The organism is Acinetobacter sp. 826659 (genome assembly GCF_000588515.1).
Classification (GTDB): domain Bacteria; phylum Pseudomonadota; class Gammaproteobacteria; order Pseudomonadales; family Moraxellaceae; genus Acinetobacter; species Acinetobacter pittii.
The window spans coordinates 378,583-397,698 of the sequence record NZ_JFYD01000001.1 but is presented as its reverse complement, the minus strand read 5'-3'; the positions used below and the strand labels follow the sequence as shown (position 1 = coordinate 397,698).

Sequence of the window (19,116 nt, the reverse complement as noted above, 5' to 3'; positions counted from 1 at the left end):
TTAAATTTGAGCTTTGACTTCCTCACCAATTAAATAAAAGGTTCCTCCAGCAATATAGTGCAGACTTCGAAGTTCTTTCGGTGCATCTTGAAAATGCCAGTGCCCATCTCTAAAGACACGGCTATCTGCCCATGCACCTACAACAGAACCAATAAATAAATCATGAGCTGACTGATTATGCGGTTCTGGAATAAGCTTACAAACCAGCCATGCAATGCAACCTGATACAAGCGGGCTAGTAAGACCTTCTTGATAAAATAGTTCAACACTACAATGCTCAAGTTTTTGTGGATCATCCAACTTACTAATGGTGCCAAGTTGATGAGTTAGATCGAGCTGTGCATAGCAGGGAACTTGTAGTGTGAAATAGCCACTTTGCTCAACGAGCTGTCGGGTTTTAGTACTTTTGTCGAGAACAACGGACACTTTGGCTGGTTTGAACTCTAAGGCACATGCCCAAGCGGCAGCCATTACATCGCGGTCGTCTCCATGTTGTGCGGAAACAAGCACAGTTGGGCCATGATTTAATAAACGATAAGCTTTTTCTAACTCTACAGGTGCAATATATGATTGCATCATATTTAGCCTAAGTAATACAGAAAATAGATAGTCTTATTGTTGCAGAAAGTGTGAAAGAAGTAATGTGATAGGGTATTAACCGAATAAAAAAGTTGTTTCCATTTTATAGCTTTCATAATGATTAACTTAGTCATAAAATCACTTGGCTTCTAAGTGAAAGGATTAACGCGTGACCGAGCTTCAAGATATCGATTTTGTAGAGTTAAGTGATGAAGAAATGCATCTCTATAGCCGTCAGATTTTACTTGATGGATGGGATATTGAAGCTCAGGAAAAACTCAAACTTGCTAATGTACTGATTGTTGGTGCTGGGGGAATAGGCTGTAGCAGTGCAGAACTACTAGCGCGAGCCGGGGTTGGGAAAATTACACTGATTGATGCAGATACGATCGAGATAAGTAATTTACAACGACAAATCGCATTTGGTCATGAAGATATTGGTCGCTATAAAGCAGAAATTCTAGCTAAACGGTTACAGAAAATTAACCCTTATATCTGTGTTGAATACTACAACGAACGTTTAGACGAACATAACATTGATAGACTTGTTGAACACCAAGATGTGGTTTTAGATGGCTGTGATAATTTTACAACTCGCTATTTGGTAAACGCAGCTTGTAAGAAACATCAAGTCGCATTAATTAGCGCTTCAGCAATTGGTTTTCAGGCGCAAATGTTCATGGTTGAAGGAGATTCAGCTTGTTATGAGTGCCTTTTTCCGAAAGAACAGCATAGCAATGAAGGGCTGCGCTGTGCAGAGTCAGGGGTACTTGCAACTACTCCTGTAATGATAGCGTCATTACAAGCACATCACACATTGCTGTATTTAGGGTTAAATCGCACACCTTTAAAGCAGAAACTATTATTGTGGGATGGTTTAAATATGACACAACGTATTGTTAGTTTTGATAAAGATGTAAATTGCCCACTTTGTCAGGCAAGCTAATCAGTAAATGAAACAAAATTTGCTACACTCAACCTGAATGATTTGGTTTTGAAGAAATATGAAAAAAAATATTTTGTTTGATGGGTTACGTTCCGTCGCCCGCATTGGTGAAACAGCAGTGGTTGCGGCCAAAGCTGGAATTAAATACGCAACTGAAAAACCAAGTAATGCCAAACTCATGCGAGAGACTTTTGAGTCACTTGGTTCAACTTATATTAAGCTTGGTCAGTTTATTGCGAGTACTCCATCGCTTTTCCCGCGAGAATATGTAGAAGAATTTCAAGGTTGTTTAGACCAGACACCAACACTCCCATTTAGTTATATTCAAGGTGTGCTTGCGTCTGAATTTGAAGGGCGTGATTTAAGCCAGATTTTTAGCTATATCGATGAAAAGCCATTAGCTTCTGCATCAATTGCTCAGGTTCACGCAGCTAAACTGACTACAGGTGAAGATGTTGTTATTAAAGTACAAAAGCCTGGTGTTGAAACCATTTTATATACAGACTTAAGTGTAGTACATTGGGCTGCCAAGCTGCTCGAACGTGCTGTACCAAAGATCAAATTCGCAGCTCTTTCTGAAATTGTAGATGAAATTAAAAGCCGTATGGTCCGTGAAGTCGATTTCATTGAAGAAGCACAAAACCTAGATGATTTTGTGGAATATCTTAATATTTCACAAAATAAAGCAGCGACAGCGCCTAAAGTTTATCATCAGTTTTCTACACGCCGTGTCTTAACTATGCAGCGTTTATACGGTGTGTCTTTGACAGACTTTAGTGTTGTAAAACAATATGCTAAAGATCCATCGCAAGTATTGATTACTGCCATGAATACATGGTTTGGTAGTCTCATGCTGTGTAAGAGTTTCCATGCTGACTTACATGCTGGGAACCTAATGTTACTTGAAGATGGGCGTATTGGTTTTATTGATTTTGGCATCGTCGGTCAGTTAAAACCTGAAGTTTGGACTGCATGTATTGCATTTATGGATGCCTTACAAAAAACTGATTATCAGGCAATGGCTGAAAATATGCTGAAAATGGGTATGACCCATAACAAAATTGACGTTCAGGTGTTGGCTCAAGATCTAGAGCGTTTGTTTAATGGCGTATTAATGGCCGATCCGCAACAGATATTGTCTTCAAATCCAGCCGATTTAAATGACATTATGATGGATATGGTAGGTGTAGGTGAGCGTCATGGGATTAAATTCCCACGTGATTTTGCTTTATTATTTAAGCAAATGCTTTATTTCGATCGTTTTATGCGCGTACTCGCGCCATATACTGATATTTATGCAGACCAGCGTTTGAAAATGGTTCAAAATATGGAACCTGCTTCGTTATTAAAGCACTAAGGTCAGTTTAAATTTATGGATGCCATTATTATTGAAGGCTTGAAGGTTGAGACAGTGATTGGCTGTTTCAACTGGGAAAGACAAATCATTCAACCTTTAATGTTGGATTTAACCATCCATAATGATTTGAGCCGAGCAGCAGAGTCTGACAAGCTTGAGGACACTCTCAACTACGCGCAGATTTGTGAGTTATCGGCTCAAACCATTCAACAAGCCAAACCTGAATTAATCGAGCATGCAGCACATCTGGTTTTACAATGTTTGTTTGAACCCTTTCCATCAATTGAAAAAATTACCATAACCATCCGTAAGCCAGCCATAATTGCAGAAGCAAATGCTGTAGGAATTCGTCTTGAACGCACCAGAAACAATTTTTGCGCTCGCCCTAGCGAGTAATTTAGACGCAGATCAGCACTTTACTTTTGCTTATACGCAATTGGCAACTTTGGGGAAAGTGCAGTTTTCATCTGTTTATCAAATTCCATGCCGAGATGGTATTGGAGATGATTATTGGAATTCGGCATGTCTATTAAAAAGCAATTTATCGTGTGAACAAATTGAATCTTTTCTAAAGAAACTTGAGTCAGATTCGGGGCGTGTTCGTCCGTCGCATCATATTTCTTTAGATGTAGATTTGATTGCATGGGGAAGTGATCTGGACCATATGCAATTTAATTCTAAAAAGCTACCTTTGGCACTCGATGTAAAAATTCCTTTATATGAACTTTGGCATTGTGAAACCTTAAAGGCTGATAGCATGATTTATCCAGTCGTTAATTTTAAAGTTTAATGCCCTTCAAACTAAATTTTACGCAAACTTTACGCGGGCTTTGACTTCCTCAATAGAGAATTTACGGGCATTTTATCGATACTGAAATTCACTAAATTAGTGTTATTTCAGGACAATAAAGATGCTTATAAATTCTCAAATGCGCATCTTGCATCAGTCTGGCATTGTCTTATGCGGACTTAAAACAAATGATATTTCTCCATCTCTCCTTATTTCCAGTTTGGCAAATCAAGCCAAGGGGTATAGAGGAGAATAGCCATGTTAGAACTTATACTTGTTTTATTTATTGCTATTTTTCTAGCATGGTGCCTCAGTAAATATCTATCCAAAGTGATGGCAAATCAGCCGATGTGGGGTGATGGATTATTTCGTTGGATTGAAAATCCTGTATACCGCTTATTAGGTGTATCTCCACAACAACAAATGAATTGGAAACAATATTCTCTAGCATTTGTTGTGAGCTGTATTTTTCTTGCAGTGGCTATTCTTGCTATTTTTATGACGCAAGCATGGCTACCATTAAATCCAAATCATGCACCAAATATGAGTTGGGATTTAGCGCTACACACTGTTATTTCATTTTTAACAAATACAAACCAACAGCATTATTCTGGTCAGGCTCAGTTATCTTATTTGTCGCAAATGACAGGTATTATGGGTCTGCAAGTCATTACTCCAATGATGGGGCTGGCTTTGGTTGTTGCGACATTAAGAGCTTTCTTTTATCAGCGTCCAAGCCATATTGCGGCTGATGTTGCCGAGCAGCTAGATCAAATTTTAATTGGTAACTATTGGGCAGATGTAATTCGTCCTACAGTCCGCTTTTTGCTTCCACTCTGTTTTGTCTGGTCATTGTTGCTTAACAGCCAAGGCGTGCCAGCAACTTTCCAAGGTGGGCCAGAAGTACAGCTTATTGATAAAGCCAATAGTGTTGAAACTCAAAAAATTCCTTTAGGACCAGTTGCGCCAATGGTGGCGATTAAGCAATTAGGTAGTAACGGTGGTGGTTGGTACGGTCCAAATAGTTCTGTGCCTTTAGAAAATCCAACACCATTTTCTAATTTACTAGAAATGATTGCGATCTTACTTATTCCAATCACAGTCATTTTTATGGTTGGGCATTTTACTCAGCGTAAAAAGTTTGCTTACTTTGTCTTTGGTAGCATGCTTTTCATGTCGATTATTTCAGGTGCAGCGGCTGTCTGGTCTGAAAGTATGTCATCGACAGCATCTCAATTTGCCGTAATGGAAGGTAAAGAACAACGATTTGGACCAGCAGCATCAGCAGTTTGGGCAGCGCTTACTACACAGGTAAATAACGGCTCGGTCAATATGATGCATGATTCTTCTGCACCGCTTACCGGTTTAGTCGAACTCATTAACATGCTGATTAATGCGATTTGGGGTGGTGTGGGCTGTGGTCTGCAACAGTTTATGATTTATCTGTTACTTGCCGTATTTATTGCAGGTTTAATGACAGGCCGTACCCCTGAATTGTTTGGACTTAAAATTGAAGCGGCAGAAATTAAGTTGCTCGCGATTATTATCTTGATTCAACCTTTAGTCATTCTTGCATTTACCGCATTAAGCCTCAGTATTCCAGGAATATCTGGAATTAGTAATCCGGGACCACATGGTATTAGCCAAGTGTTCTACGAATATGTTTCTGCATTTGCAAACAATGGTTCAGGTTTTGAAGGTCTTGGAGACAACACTGTATGGTGGAATGTTACTTGTAGTATCGCTCTACTGTTAGGACGTTTTCCAACCTTAATTTTGCCATTAATGATTGCAACACGTTTAGCAGCAAAAAGAAAAGCACCCGAAACAGCAGGTAGTCTTCAAGTTGAAACTCCAACCTTTGCTTTAACGCTGATTACGATTGTTGTGTTGCTTACCTTATTACAATTTATGCCAGTTCTTGTCCTTGGGCCTATTGCCGATCAACTTTTGTTGGTTAAAGGCTAAGGAGGCGAGTGAAAATGAATACACAAACTCATGTAAATAGCCATAAACAAACCATGGCAGTGCTAAATTTTGAAGTTTGGAAAAATGCATTTGTGAAACTGCTACCGCAGCATGCAATTAAAAACCCTGTGATGGCAATTGTATGGCTTGGAACAGTGGTTACAGCATTTAGTACAGTCTTGGGTTACACCACGCTGTTATTTGGTTTCACGGTTACAGCAATTCTGTTTATTACCATTTTATTTGCTAATTATGCTGAAGCGGTTGCAGAGGCCAGAGGCCGTGGGCAGGCATCTTCACTACGTGCAGCAAGAGAAAATTTAACAGCTCGAAGAATCAACTCTTTGACAGACCGTCAAGCGACTCAAGTTGCAGCGACTGAACTTCATTTAAATGATTTTATTGAAGTACATGCAGGTGAGCTTGTTCCAGCCGACGGTGAGATTGTAGAAGGCTTTGCCACTATTAATGAATCGGCTGTTACAGGTGAGTCAGCACCTGTGTTACGTGAAGCTGGAACAGACCGTTCAGGTGTTATTGGTGGAACCAAAGTTCTGACAGATCGTATTGTTGTGCAAGTGACTGCTGAATCTGGTCAAAGTTTCTTAGACCGTATGATTGCTTTGGTTGAAGGCTCAAATCGCCAGAAAACTCCGAATGAGATTGCACTTGGCTTCTTGTTAATGGTGATGACAATCACGTTTTTAATTGTCGTGATTAGCCTGCCATTTATTGCCAAGTATTTGCATATTGAACTTGATCCAGTTGTGCTCGTGGCGTTATTGGTCTGCTTGATTCCTACAACCATTGGTGGTTTGTTACCTGCGATTGGTATTGCGGGGATGAATCGTGCACTCAAAGCCAATGTTTTGGCAAAATCAGGTAAAGCTGTCGAAGTTGCGGGTGACATTGATGTGCTTTTACTCGATAAAACAGGAACCATTACTTATGGTGACCGTCAAGCGACCTCTTTTTATCCTTTAACTTCGGTAACCGAGTCTGAGTTGAGAGCTGCTGCTTGGGTAAGTTCACTTGCCGACCCAACACCAGAAGGGAAATCGATTGTTAAGTTAGCAAAAGAGCAAGGGCTAAAACAGCAAGAACCTGAGCAAGCCGAATTTATCTCTTTTAGTGCTTCTACCCGAATTTCTGGTGTGAATTTACCGAATGGTGACCAAATTCGTAAAGGTGCATTAGATGCAATCTTGAAATTTGTAGATGAGGATTATTCTCAAGATTTAGAATTAAAAGCGCGTGTTGAACAAGTTGCCAAAAAAGGAGCAACACCTTTAGTCGTCGCTAATCAACATCATGTGTTGGGTGTGATTGAACTCTCAGATGTGATTAAACATGGTATTAAAGAACGTTTTGCTCGTTTAAGAGAAATGGGTATTAAAACTGTCATGGTTACAGGTGATAACCCATTAACTGCGGCCGCGATTGCTGCTGAAGCTGGTGTAGATGATTATATTGCCGAAGCAAAACCAGAAGACAAATTAGCTTGTATTCGCACCGAACAACAACAAGGCCGTTTAGTTGCAATGGTCGGTGACGGAACCAACGATGCACCAGCATTAGCTCAAGCCGATATTGGCTTAGCCATGAATTCAGGTACACAAGCTGCAAAAGAAGCTGGCAATATGGTCGATTTAGACTCAGACCCAACCAAACTACTTGCTGTGGTCGAGATTGGGAAACAGCAGCTGATTACCCGTGGTGCTCTAACAACATTTTCGTTGGCAAACGACGTCTCTAAATACTTTGCCATCTTGCCTGCATTGTTCGCTGCTGCGATTCCACAAATGCAAGTATTGAATGTAATGCACTTGGCAAGCCCAAACAGCGCGATTTTATCTGCATTAATTTTTAACGCGATTATTATCCCGCTATTAATTCCGATCGCACTCCGGGGCGTGAAATTTAAACCCTCAACGGCAACTCAGTTATTACGTCGAAATATGTTGATTTATGGTGTAGGCGGTGTGGTTCTGCCATTCATTGTCATTAAAGCGATTGATGTAGTGATTGTTCAATTATTTGGTTTGTAATCTGGAGTTTGAAATGAAAACTTATGTACAAAATTCAGAAGCAAATTTAGGTCAGACCTTAAGAGCATCTTTGGGATTATTAATTTTTACCTTAGTTGGCTGTGGAGCTGCTTATAGTGCTATCGCTACAGGTGCGGGACAGGTGTTATTTAACAATCAAGCGAATGGTAGTTTGATTGAAATAGATCATAGAGTTTTAGGGTCAAAATTAGTTGCTCAGCCATTTGTTGGAGAGGCTTATTTTCATCCACGTCCTTCAGCAGTCGCTTATGACCCGATGGCGATGGCAGGTACAAACTTAGCGCGTACTAATCCTGAGCTACAGCAACAAATTGATGCTCAGATTCTTGCGGTAAAAAAACAAGACCACACGGGCAATACACCTATACCAAGTGATTTGATGACTAAATCTGGTAGTGGTATTGATCCGCATATTAGTCCTGAATCTGCTCAGTTACAGGTTGCTCGAGTGGCTCAAGCTCGTCATTTAGACCCTAAGGTTGTGGAAGAGCTTTTGCAAAAGTATGTTGAACCGAAGCAGTTTGGTGTATTGGGGCAAGCTCGTGTTAATGTATTACAGCTCAATATTGCTTTAGATCAATTACAATCTACACATTAACTTAAAAATAAAGTTATTAGTTTACCGGATGATATCAAGTGCAAAGCAATCGCGAAAATCAGGCTGAGGCCTTATTAAATCATGTCAACAGATATCAAGCCGGTCGACTAACGGTCTTTCTCGGTGCGGCACCAGGTGTAGGAAAAACCTATGCCATGCTCGCCCGCGCCAAAGAATTATTTCAACAGGGCACAGATGTTGTTGTTGGTATTGTTGAAACCCATGGAAGAATCGAAACTCTAAAAATTTTGGAAGGGTTGCCTCAGATTGCTAGAAAAGAAATGCAATATCAGGGGCATACTTTAGAAGAAATGGACTTGGATGCTATTTTACTTAGGCATCCGCAAATCGTTTTGGTTGATGAATTGGCTCATCGCAATGTCCCAAATAGTCGTCATGAACGACGGTGGCAAGATGTTAATGAGTTGCTAGACGCAGGTATTGATGTATTCACCACTATAAATATTCAACATTTAGAAAGCCTAAATGATGTGGTGTACCAGATTACAGGCATTCGAGTAAATGAAACAGTACCAGATCGGGTATTTGACCGTATTCGAGATATTCGCTTAATTGATTTACCCGTCAGTGAACTCATTGAAAGGCTCCATCAAGGAAAAGTCTATGTACCAGAGCAAGCAAATCTGGCATTACAAGGCTTTTTTAGCATTTCAAATTTAACGGCATTACGTGAACTGGCAATGCAATGCGTTGCTGAGCATGTCGATTCAGACTTAAAAGAGAGTTATGCCTCAAAGGGTTTGAAATCTATATCGTTGCAAAATGAATTGATGATTGCGATAGATGGGCAAGGCTCTTCTGAATATTTAGTGCGAGCAGGCTGCCGCTTAGCAGAACGTAATGGGGCTACATGGACTGTAGTAAATGTTGCTAGAAGTTTGGACTTTGGGCAGAGTTCAGTGAGTTCTTATAAAAAAGAATACATTGAGATTGACCGTGCGTTTGAGTTGGCTCGACAACTAGGTGGTCGAACTGAAGTTTTATATGGGCATCGAGTTGCGTCAGTGTTAATGGATGCCGCCGTTGACCGAGGTATTTCCAATCTAGTCATTGGTAAAAGTATTTCACCGTGGTGGTTAAAGTTATTTAAGAAAAATTTAGCTCAGCAATTATTAAATCAAGAAAACTCGATTGCTTTAACCATTTTGTACCCAGAACAGGGCACTAAAAAGATTAATCAGCTCGAAAAACCTTCATTTTTATCATTAAAAGAAAGCATTTTTGTTTTAGCTGTGACCTGCGGTAGCATTTTTCTAGCTCACTTCGCCGAAGTTCTATTTGGTATTGAAGACTTCTCTGTCATCTTTATTATTTCTGTTTTAATTGTTGCAACTAAAACTCGAATGTTAGCTGCCGTAGTGGCAGCCTTAATATGTTTCTTGGCCTATAATTTTTTCTTTATTGCACCACGTTATACCTTTCAGATTTCAGCACACCAAGGGGTAGTCACCGTTGTTGCTTTTTTTGCAGCAGCTTTAATTGCTGGCCGTTTAGCTTCTCAGTTACGCCAGCAAGTTTTGTCTTTAAAAGCTGCGAATGCTTACACTACGGTAATGCAAGGCTTGGCGCGTAAGCTTTCTAGTGCAGTAAACCTTGAAGAAGTCATGCAAACAGGACGTATGACTTTAGAAACACAACTTCAAACTAAAGTGTGGATTTCTATTCGAGATAAGGTAATTTCATCTGATATTGAGCTAAATGATAAAGAAAAAGTAGCCGCAGAATGGTGTTTGAAACATAGGCAGCCGTGTGGGCGTTTTACTGATACACTCAGCCAGTCAAACTGGTGGTTTTTACCTCTTTTAGAACAAAAAAATAGCTTAGGTATTGTAGGAATTTACTTTAAGGATGAAGTGGTTTCCTTAAATTTTGAGCAAAAGAAACTGACGGAAAGTGTAATCGAATATATTGCGCAGGCGGTACTTCGAACCCAATTGGTGAATGAGCTTGAACAAGCAAAAGTCACCAGTGAAACAGAGCGCTTACGTTCTGCTTTATTATCTTCGGTATCGCATGATTTACGCTCGCCACTCGCTTCTATTATTGGGGCAGCAGACACACTTGCCAATTTTAAAGCTGAAATGTCAGAACAAGACCAGCAAGATTTACTTGAAACAATTCATTTGGAAGGTGAGCGCTTAGACCGTTATATTCAGAACTTGCTTGATATGACCCGTTTGGGCCACGAAGGTCTAACTTTAAAAAGAGACTGGATTGGGGTAGATGAATTAATTGGTTCGGCAACTCGCCGTTTAAAGCGCTATAAACCAGATACGCAAGTATCAGTTCAGTTACCTGAGCAACAGATTAGTTTATATGTTCACCCAGCACTGGTAGAGCAAGCTATTTTTAATGTTTTAGAAAATGCTGCAAACTTTTCACCTCCAGATGAGCCAGTTATGATTCGTACTCATCTTGTGTCAGAAGATGAAGTAAAAATTGAAATTGAAGATAGAGGAGCGGGAATTCCTGAAGACGAAAGACATCGTATTTTCGATATGTTTTATACTATGGAGCGTGGAGACCGTGGAAAATTCGGTACAGGTTTAGGGCTAACAATTGTAAAAGCGATTATTGGTGCTCATATGGGTACAATAGAAGCATTTTCAGGGCGCCAAAATAAAGGTACTTTAATTCAAATCAAATTACCCATTCATCCAGTAAAAGAATAAGTTGTAAATTCATGATAAGTTCCGAAACCTCACCTGTAGAAACACGTATTGTGATTATTGATGATGAGCCTCAAATCCGTAAATTTTTAGACATTGCTTTAAGAACTCAAAAATACAAAACTACGCTCTGTGAAACGGGTTACAAAGGCCTAGAGGCATTGGCAACCCAAGGGGCTGATTTGGTTATTTTAGACTTAGGTTTACCTGATTTAGACGGAAAAGAAGTCCTCCAAGAATTACGTAGCTGGTCGAATGTTCCCGTTATTGTGTTATCTGTACGTGCTGATGAATATGAAAAAGTTGCCTTGCTAGACGCAGGTGCAAATGACTACATGACCAAACCTTTTAGTGTGCAAGAGCTTTTGGCGCGCATACGTGTCGTTTTAAGAAATCAACCGATTCAGCAAGAAGCCCATGTATATGACGATGGTTATCTCAAGGTTGATGTCATGCAACGATTAGTTTGGATCGAGCAACAGCCAATTACTTTAACTCGAAAAGAGTTTCAACTTTTGACGTTATTAATGCGCTATCAAGGGCAGCTTTTAACACAGCCTCAGCTTTTAAAAGAGCTATGGGGACCCACCCATCAGGAAGATACGCACTATTTACGTATTTTAGTGGGCAAGTTACGCAGTAAGCTGGGGGATAACGCAATTCAGCCACGTTATATTGCTACTGAACCAGGTGTTGGGTTACGTTTTTTAGCTAAACAGAAAAATCATTAATTAGATATAAAAAAAACCTTAGGGTATTTCTCCCTAAGGGTTTGCAAAGTGGTTTATAGTTTTTTTGCTCTTTTTATTTATATATCCCAATGTTGTTCTGCTTCAGTCATTTGACTATAAATGTTTTGATATTCAGCCTGTTTAACCGTGTACCAATGTTCGACGAAGTCTGCCCCTAAATACCCTTTTAAAATAAGACTTCCTTTAAATATTTTTAAGGCTTCCGGCTGATTGTTGGCTAATAAAATGTGCTCATCTTGAAATTTTAAAAGATGTGCAGGTTTTGGCAGCGGTAACTTATGAGATAAGCCGTAAGATACGCCCGCTAAAATAGTCGCTGTAACGAGATAGGGGTTACAGTCAGCTCCAGCAACCCGATATTCTAAGCGTTGATTTTGTATATCTGAGCATGGAATTCGGATTGCAACATTACGATTATTGGTATCCCAATTGGCTTCTAATGGCACGTGATGACCAATTTTAAAACGTCTATAAGAATTAATATTAGGCGCTAAAATCGCCATAGATGCAGGCATTAACTCAATGAGTCCGCTAATCGCGCTGAGTAATTTGGTAGAAAGCTCATCTTTTTCTTCTTCTGAGCTAAATATATTTCCATGGTATTGATTAAGCATACTCATATGAAAATGCATGCCACTACCAGCTTTTGCCAAGTTCGGTTTCGCCATGAAACAAGCAGTTAAGTCATGTTTTCTTGCGACTTGCTTTACAATTCTTTTTAAAGCATGAATTTGATCGCAGAGTTTTAAAATGTCATGGCTGTGTTGAAGATTTAATTCGTATTGTCCAGGGGATGATTCCGCAACAATTGCGGTAATTTCAATTGATTGTAGTAAGGCTGCTTTTTCAACTTCATCTAGGACTTGTTGATAGTTATTTGGCGCATCTATATCAAAACATTGGTTTTCTGAACATGTCTCGAATTGATGCTGAGGTGAGAAAAGGTAAAACTCTAGCTCGGCAGCCATGACAGGGAAATAATTATTGGCATTTAACTGATTTAATAATTTTTTTAATATATTACGTGGTTCATAGCGACAGTCTGAACCATCTTCTTCTTGCATTGATAGGTAAAGCTGAGCATTTAATTCTGGGGATAAGGCACTTGGTTGCAAGCTGCCTAAAATGGGCAGGCAAAGTCTATCTGGTTCACCAATATATTTTCCCAGGCCTGTTTCTTCAATCACTTTTCCATCAAGGCTCATGGCATAAACAGAAAGAGGAAAATAACATCCATTAGATAGATTTTTCAGACTCTTAACGTCAATACGTTTGCCACGAATATGCCCGTTTAAGTCATGTAGACAAATATCAATGTGCTGAGTGTGAGGATATAAACTTAAATATTCATTAACTTCTTTTAAAAAAAGATCTGATTGGAAAGTACCAGATTGTGTCGGAGGAATAAAATTATCTGATATTTTAAATGCCTTAAAGTGAGGATCTTTTAAGTTTAAATTTGGGTAAATAAGTGTACTCATTATAAAAAACCTTGGTGGTTAATTAGCTAAAATCCTACCTTAGCCTTTGAAGGAAATCGCGTAAAAAAAGAGTAAAGATGGTTGAACAATATTTTATGAGTAATTTGATTTTTTATATTTATAATCAATACATTGAGTCTCATGTTTATAATCAATTTTTAAAGTAAAATTAGCGTATAAGAGCAGTCAGCGCATTATAAAATTCTACTGATTTCTCTTTTTAAAATTAAACAAAGCTAAAAATTTAAGCTTCTCATTTGGTGAGATGGTCAAACTGCTTTAAACTTAAATGCTTATCCAGTTAAACATTTATTTATAAATCTTGAATTGGGCAAGGCTTATATGGCACATGTACTGGAATTTTATTTTTTGCGTTTTTTTAAATTTTATTTTTGAGTTCTCTTAATATGAAAAATATCGGTTTAGCCATTTTAGCAATTAGCCTTTCAGGTTGTGCTGCAATGAGCGTAGAAGAATGTAAGACTGCGAATTGGTCATTAGTGGGTGAGAAAGATGGTTCAAAGGGGTCTTCGCCACGTTTAGATCAATATTATAAAGCGTGTGGAAAAGCCAATATTGTTCCAGATCAAAAGTCATATGAACGTGGATATAAAGAAGGCTTAGGGTATTATTGCCAGCCATCAAATATTTTTTATAACGCTTTAGAGGGTAACGGCAATATTAATGTATGCCCAATCGAGCAGCGTAATCGTTTAAGACCTTATTATCGAGCAGCTTCCGATTACTACAATGCAAAAAATGAATATGACCGTTATGATGAAAAGTTTAAGCAATATTCTGATAGTGCTTATAACGAAAAATTAAAGCCAGAAGAGCGTGAGCGTTATCGTAAGCTTTTAAGAGAGTTACAAATTGATCGTGACCGTATTAACAGAAACTATTGGAATTCAATTCGAGATATCGAACGTTTCAAATATGATCACGGCTTAAAATAATATTTAAAACAGGATTGATCCGAATGAGATCAATCCTTTGGTTTTTTAAAGATAATAACTGGTTTTTGTCATTAACTTTGAAATAGCAGTCATCGTAATTTTTACTGCATATGGTAATTCAACACCGCCTGCTTCAAGTGCAGTATGACGGTGATGCAATTCATCTTCATTCATTTGCTCTAAAATTTTACGAGAACGTTCATCTTGAGCGGGTAACTGGTTTAAGTGATCTTGCAAATGCAGACTAACCTGACGCTCAGTTTCAGCAACAAAACCTAAGCTATATTTATCACCTGCAATACCAGCAAGGGCACCCATGCCATATGACAACCCGTACCAGATGGGGTTCAATAAACTTGTATGACTGTTTAATTCTTTTAAACGATCTTCACACCAAGCTAAATGATCTTGTTCTTCGATCGCTGCTTGTTGCATTTCTTGGCGTACATTTGGCAATTTCGCTGTTAATGCTTGCCCATGGTAAAGTGCTTGAGCACATACTTCTCCACTGTGGTTAACACGCATTAAACCTGCGACATGGCGAGCATCTTCTACACCAAGTTTTGTTTCTACTGTTTCAGCTGGATTTTGACGCTGTGCTGCGGTTGCACCCGGAACAAGACTACGCAATGCCTGATCAAATGAGTTAATAAGTTGATCAATTCCAGTATAGTGGCGCATAAATTAGTCCTCTAAAGAAAGGTGGGCTGTGGCAAGCATTGGTTTTAGTCTAGCGAGAAGCCAGATACTAAAGATTGCACTAAGTACAGCTGTAATAATAAATAGTATTTTAATATCAATTTTTAAAACACTTAAGATTAAGATTGAAAAAATTGCAGAAGAAACCATGAATACAGCATTTAAAATGTTATTCGCTGCAACAACACGTGCACGATGTGAACGTGGTGAATAAGCCTGCATCATGGCATATAGGGGAACAATATAAAAACCGCCACTAATACCCAATAAAGTCACAGCAATCATGACATGGTAGTAAACCCAGCCTTGGGTAAAAATATCTTTTAAGGTAAGTAATGCCCCAGTTCTTTCTGGTACAAAAGCTAAACTGGCAGCAAGGTAGAGCGCAAAAACAGTAAGGCCAATTGCACCAATCGGCACCATTTTAATATTAATTTCTGAACCACCAATTTTACGGCAAAGAAGAGAACCCACACCAATACCGACTGAAAAGAAAGTCAGTAACAGGCTAACGACATTTTCTGATGCATGAAGGTTTTGCTGGGTAAGCTGCGGAATTTGAGTTAAATAAGTCGCGCCATAAAACCAGTACCATGAGTTGCCTAGCAAAATTGTGAATACTAGCGGTAAGCTTTTGGCATATTTAATGGTTTGAAAGCTGGTACGGATAAAATTCCAGTCAATCTTTAAGTCAGGTGCAGCAACTTTTTGCGGCAAAATGAAGCGACTAAATAAATAGCCTATGCAAGCAATAGCCACTACGGTGATACTAATCCACAATAAATTACCATCTGATGAGGCAATTACGGCACCACCTAAGATCATTCCGAACAAGATCGCCATGGATGTGCCGGATTGAAATAGCGCATTACCAGACATTAACTCGTTCGGTTTTAAGATTTCAGGCAAAATTGCGTATTTAATGGGGCCGAAGAATGTCGAATGTGTCCCCATCAAAAATAAAGCAAAAAGAAGTAGCCATAAGTTTCCTAACAGGAAACCCGCAGTACCGATGAGCATAATGATGATTTCTAAAATTTTAATACCACGGACGAGTTGAGATCGTTCGTATTTGTCGGCGATTTGTCCAGCTGTGGCTGAAAAAAAGAAATATGGCAGAATAAACAAGAGGGCTGCCAAATTATTAAGAGTACTTACGGGAGCAGATTGTTGCTGAATCCATCCATAAGTAATCACCAATAATAAAGCTTGCTTAAAAACGTTATCATTTAATGCGCCAAAAAACTGGGTAAAAAACATCGGTACAAACCGACGTGAGGTCATCAGGTGCTCATCTTGTTTCATCATGTGCAAACTTCATTGTGTTTTATAAAAAAATGTGACCGAGTGTTAATTTGCATCGAAAACCATGTATGATATTTTTAACGCTTGATTAAATGAAAAATCAATGGTTTTGAGTGAGTTTTACACTCACATTGGTGCGTTTTATTAAAAAATAAGTCTAGAGTTTTCTATGCCTTCTAAAATTAAGTTTAAACAGTCAACTCTCTCACATTCTATGCATTTAATTTTAAAAATGCAGGGCATTCCTAAACTTATTTGTAGCAGCTTGTTGTTAAGCGTTTGCGTAACACCAAGTTTTGCTCAAACTTCTGTTGAGAATAGTTCATCAACAACTTTAAACCAGACAGTATCTGATGAGTCAACTGAACAATCAGCTCAGGTTAACGAGCAATATACTGCTCCAGTTACAGATATCGCTACACTTGTAACCCAAGCTCAGCAGCAACAAGATAGCTTGGCTATATTGCAACAACAAGAACAATTTCCAAATCAAATTGATGAATTTAAGCCAATTACTCTTGATAATCTTGAAGATTTACCCGATATGCCTGTTGATCAAAACATGGCAAATGAAATTTATAGGGTAGCGGAAGAAGCGAAGAATGAAGCACAGAACTTTCAAAATGGGACTCAGAAACTCCCTGAAGTTACAGTAAGCGATGCAACTCAATCTGAATTAAATCAAATTAATCAGGCACCTGTAAATATTGATCAGCTTATGCAAGAGATTAAGTCTGATAGTAAGATTGTAGTGGAAGCCAATGAGACTGGAAAAACACTGCCTGAATTGACACCAGAGGCCGAAGAACCGCCTGAGCAAGCTGGTTTCTTTAAGCGTATTTTAAATAAAGTACGTCCACCGCGTGCAATTCCGATGGAACAAGTACCGCGTATTAGCGCAGAGGTAGAAGGTGCTTCAGATGTGTTAGCTAAAAATATTAAAGGTAAGTTGTCAACTTTTACTCAAGAATCTTTTGAAGACTTTAATGCTGCTTTACCTCAGCTTAGAACATTAAGTAATCAGGCTGCTCAAGCTGTTGGCTACTATAATGCTGAGTTCCGATTTGAAAAATTAAGTCCGAGTCGTGTCCGTGTCAGAGTTACGCCAAATGAGCCAGTACGGATTAATGAGCAAAATATTGAATTTACAGGTCCAGGTGAAAAGCAGCCACAATTTCAGGTTATTCGTTTAGTTCCTGATCAAGATGTTGGTGATATCTTTAATCACGGTTTATATGAAACCACTAAAACCCGTATTGTCGATGCAGCATCTGATAACGGTTATTTTGATGCTTATTGGCGATTGCATGATGTAAAAGTAAGTCAGCCAGAAAATAAGGCCGATATTAATTTACGCTACGAGACAGGTGAGCGTTATAAATTAGATAAGGTCGAGTTTCGTATGAGCGATCCTTCGAAACCTTTGCCATTAAATCAAAATATCTTAGAAAGTATGGCACCTTGGAAAGAAGGTGATGACTATGCTTTCTGGCGTGTAAATGTGCTCGCGAATAACCTAACCAACTCGCGTTATTTTAATTACACCTTGGTTGATAGCATTAAGCCAGATCCAATTGAAAAGCCACTTGAATTACCGCCAGATTTACAAGCTTTGGTCGATGAGCAAAATATTGATGTTGATGAGTCTAATTTACTTTCACCAGAACAACGACAACTTGCGAAAGCACGTCAATTAGCGACATCCAATAAAGAAGTTACGCAAAACGTAGTCGATGAAAAACAGTTTGCTGGAACACAAAATGCAAAACAGGCAGAGCCTCAAACTGCGATGTTGCAAAGCGCCGCAGCTCAGCATGATGAACAGGAAACTGAACAGGATCGTTTGCAAGCTCAAGCACGTGAAACAAAAAGAATTCCAGTTATTGTGACTTTAAATGCTGACAAGCTAAATAGTTTGGAAACTGGTATTGGTTATGGAACCGATACGGGGGCGCGTTTACGTAGTCAATATCGCCGTTCTATCGTAAATAAATATGGCCATTCTTTTGATGCCAACTTAGAAGTTTCTGAAATTCGTCAATCGATTGATGGTCGATATAGTATTCCCTATAAACATCCGTTAAATGACTATTTCAATATCGTTGGCGGTTATGAGCGTGAAACACGGGATGATATTGGTCCAGATGTAAGCCTGTTAACCGAATCTGCTGTTGTGGGCGGGGAGCGCGTAATCAAACGTCCATTAGGAAATTGGCAGCATACTATTGGTGTTCGTTATCGTTTAGACCGTTTGACCCAAAAAGGTAATGTTGATATTTCTGAATTACCAGATGCTTTTAAAACAGCTGCATCTGAGCAAGAAGCATTATTGTTTAGTTATGAAACATCTAAAACCTCAAGTAATACACGTTTAAACCCAACAAAAGCTTTTAAACAAACTTATAAATTAGAATTAGGCAGCGAGAGTTTACTGTCAGATGCCAATATGGCAATTGCGAGTGCAGGCTGGAGATTTATTTATTCTCTAGGTGAAAATGATGATCACCAATTCGTCGGAAGATCTGACCTTAGTTATATTTTTACAGATGACTTTGACAAAGTTCCATACAATCTTAGATTCTTTACGGGTGGTGACCAAACGATTCGTGGATTTGACTATAAAAGTCTTTCTCCTGAAGTAGATGGATATAAAATTGGGGGCCAAGCTTTAGCTGTAGGTTCTTTAGAATATAACTATCAGTTCAAAGATGGATGGCGAGCAGCTGTTTTCTCTGACTTTGGTAATGCTTACGATAAAGATTTCAGTAATCCAGCAGCTTATAGTGTTGGGGTCGGAATTCGCTGGAAGTCTCCAATTGGGCCAATCCGTTTAGATGTCGCTTCGGGTATTTCAGATGAGAATCATCCGATTCGTTTACATTTCTTTATAGGCCCACAACTTTAAAAATAAAATTTTATTAGGTTT

General features: G+C 38.9%; 15 protein-coding genes. 11 read left to right on the top strand and 4 right to left on the bottom strand.

The annotated features are described in order from the left end of the window. A complete protein-coding gene (locus tag J663_RS01885) occupies nt 1–579 on the bottom strand; it encodes a flavin reductase family protein (protein ID WP_033847479.1) in 579 nt (192 codons plus the stop codon). Between the two features lie 169 nt (nt 580–748). On the opposite strand from J663_RS01885, the gene J663_RS01880 reads away from it, so the two are divergent. The 9 genes from J663_RS01880 to J663_RS01840 all read left to right on the top strand — a co-directional run bounded on the left by J663_RS01880 (nt 749) and on the right by J663_RS01840 (nt 11,728). After that, nucleotides 749–1,525: a HesA/MoeB/ThiF family protein gene (locus J663_RS01880; RefSeq protein WP_004791496.1), complete on the top strand. Its 777-nt coding sequence runs from the start codon at nt 749–751 to the stop codon at nt 1,523–1,525. 58 nt (nt 1,526–1,583) lie between these two features. Then, nucleotides 1,584–2,882 carry an ABC1 kinase family protein gene (locus J663_RS01875; protein ID WP_002119658.1) on the top strand — a complete coding sequence of 433 codons (1,299 nt, stop codon included), beginning with the start codon at nt 1,584–1,586 and terminating at the stop codon, nt 2,880–2,882. 15 nt (nt 2,883–2,897) lie between these two features. Then, on the top strand, nt 2,898–3,278 hold the full coding sequence (folB, locus tag J663_RS01870; protein WP_033847474.1) for a dihydroneopterin aldolase: 381 nt from the start codon (nt 2,898–2,900) through the stop codon (nt 3,276–3,278). Then, nucleotides 3,235–3,672: a 2-amino-4-hydroxy-6-hydroxymethyldihydropteridine diphosphokinase gene (locus J663_RS01865; protein ID WP_000993399.1), complete on the top strand. Its 438-nt coding sequence runs from the start codon at nt 3,235–3,237 to the stop codon at nt 3,670–3,672. Before folB ends, J663_RS01865 begins: the two co-directional genes overlap by 44 nt. Before the next feature lie 258 nt (nt 3,673–3,930). Continuing rightward, a complete protein-coding gene (kdpA, locus tag J663_RS01860) occupies nt 3,931–5,640 on the top strand; it encodes a potassium-transporting ATPase subunit KdpA (protein WP_033847472.1) in 1,710 nt (569 codons plus the stop codon). A gap of 8 nt (nt 5,641–5,648) precedes the next feature. Continuing rightward, nucleotides 5,649–7,688, top strand: a complete 2,040-nt coding sequence (kdpB, locus tag J663_RS01855) for a potassium-transporting ATPase subunit KdpB (protein WP_081404558.1) — start codon at nt 5,649–5,651, stop codon at nt 7,686–7,688. A gap of 13 nt (nt 7,689–7,701) precedes the next feature. After that, a complete protein-coding gene (gene kdpC, locus J663_RS01850) occupies nt 7,702–8,307 on the top strand; it encodes a potassium-transporting ATPase subunit KdpC (protein WP_033847469.1) in 606 nt (201 codons plus the stop codon). Between the two features lie 38 nt (nt 8,308–8,345). Then, nucleotides 8,346–11,000: a sensor histidine kinase gene (locus tag J663_RS01845; RefSeq protein WP_033847468.1), complete on the top strand. Its 2,655-nt coding sequence runs from the start codon at nt 8,346–8,348 to the stop codon at nt 10,998–11,000. A gap of 11 nt (nt 11,001–11,011) precedes the next feature. Beyond that, nucleotides 11,012–11,728 carry a response regulator gene (locus J663_RS01840; RefSeq protein ID WP_033847467.1) on the top strand — a complete coding sequence of 239 codons (717 nt, stop codon included), beginning with the start codon at nt 11,012–11,014 and terminating at the stop codon, nt 11,726–11,728. Between the two features lie 77 nt (nt 11,729–11,805). On the opposite strand, the gene J663_RS01835 is transcribed toward J663_RS01840, so the two are convergent. Continuing rightward, nucleotides 11,806–13,230 (bottom strand): glutamine synthetase family protein, encoded by a 1,425-nt coding sequence (locus J663_RS01835; protein ID WP_033847466.1) that lies wholly within the window; start codon nt 13,228–13,230, stop codon nt 11,806–11,808. 407 nt (nt 13,231–13,637) lie between these two features. Between J663_RS01835 and J663_RS01830 the strand changes: the two genes are divergently transcribed. Then, entirely contained in the window at nt 13,638–14,186 is a 549-nt protein-coding gene (locus J663_RS01830; protein WP_005073618.1) for a DUF2799 domain-containing protein, read from the top strand. 45 nt (nt 14,187–14,231) lie between these two features. Here J663_RS01830 and coq7 read toward each other — a convergent pair whose 3' ends face one another. Together coq7 and J663_RS01820 are read right to left on the bottom strand one after the other, a co-directional pair. Next, entirely contained in the window at nt 14,232–14,867 is a 636-nt protein-coding gene (coq7, locus tag J663_RS01825) for a 2-polyprenyl-3-methyl-6-methoxy-1,4-benzoquinone monooxygenase (protein ID WP_002119684.1), read from the bottom strand. Between the two features lie 3 nt (nt 14,868–14,870). Beyond that, a complete protein-coding gene (locus J663_RS01820; RefSeq protein ID WP_081404557.1) occupies nt 14,871–16,193 on the bottom strand; it encodes an MFS transporter in 1,323 nt (440 codons plus the stop codon). A 166-nt stretch (nt 16,194–16,359) separates the two neighbouring features. Here J663_RS01820 and J663_RS01815 point away from each other — a divergent pair, with 166 nt between their 5' ends. Beyond that, entirely contained in the window at nt 16,360–19,095 is a 2,736-nt protein-coding gene (locus tag J663_RS01815) for an autotransporter assembly complex protein TamA (protein WP_017385429.1), read from the top strand. Nucleotides 19,096–19,116: the final 21 nt, after the last annotated feature.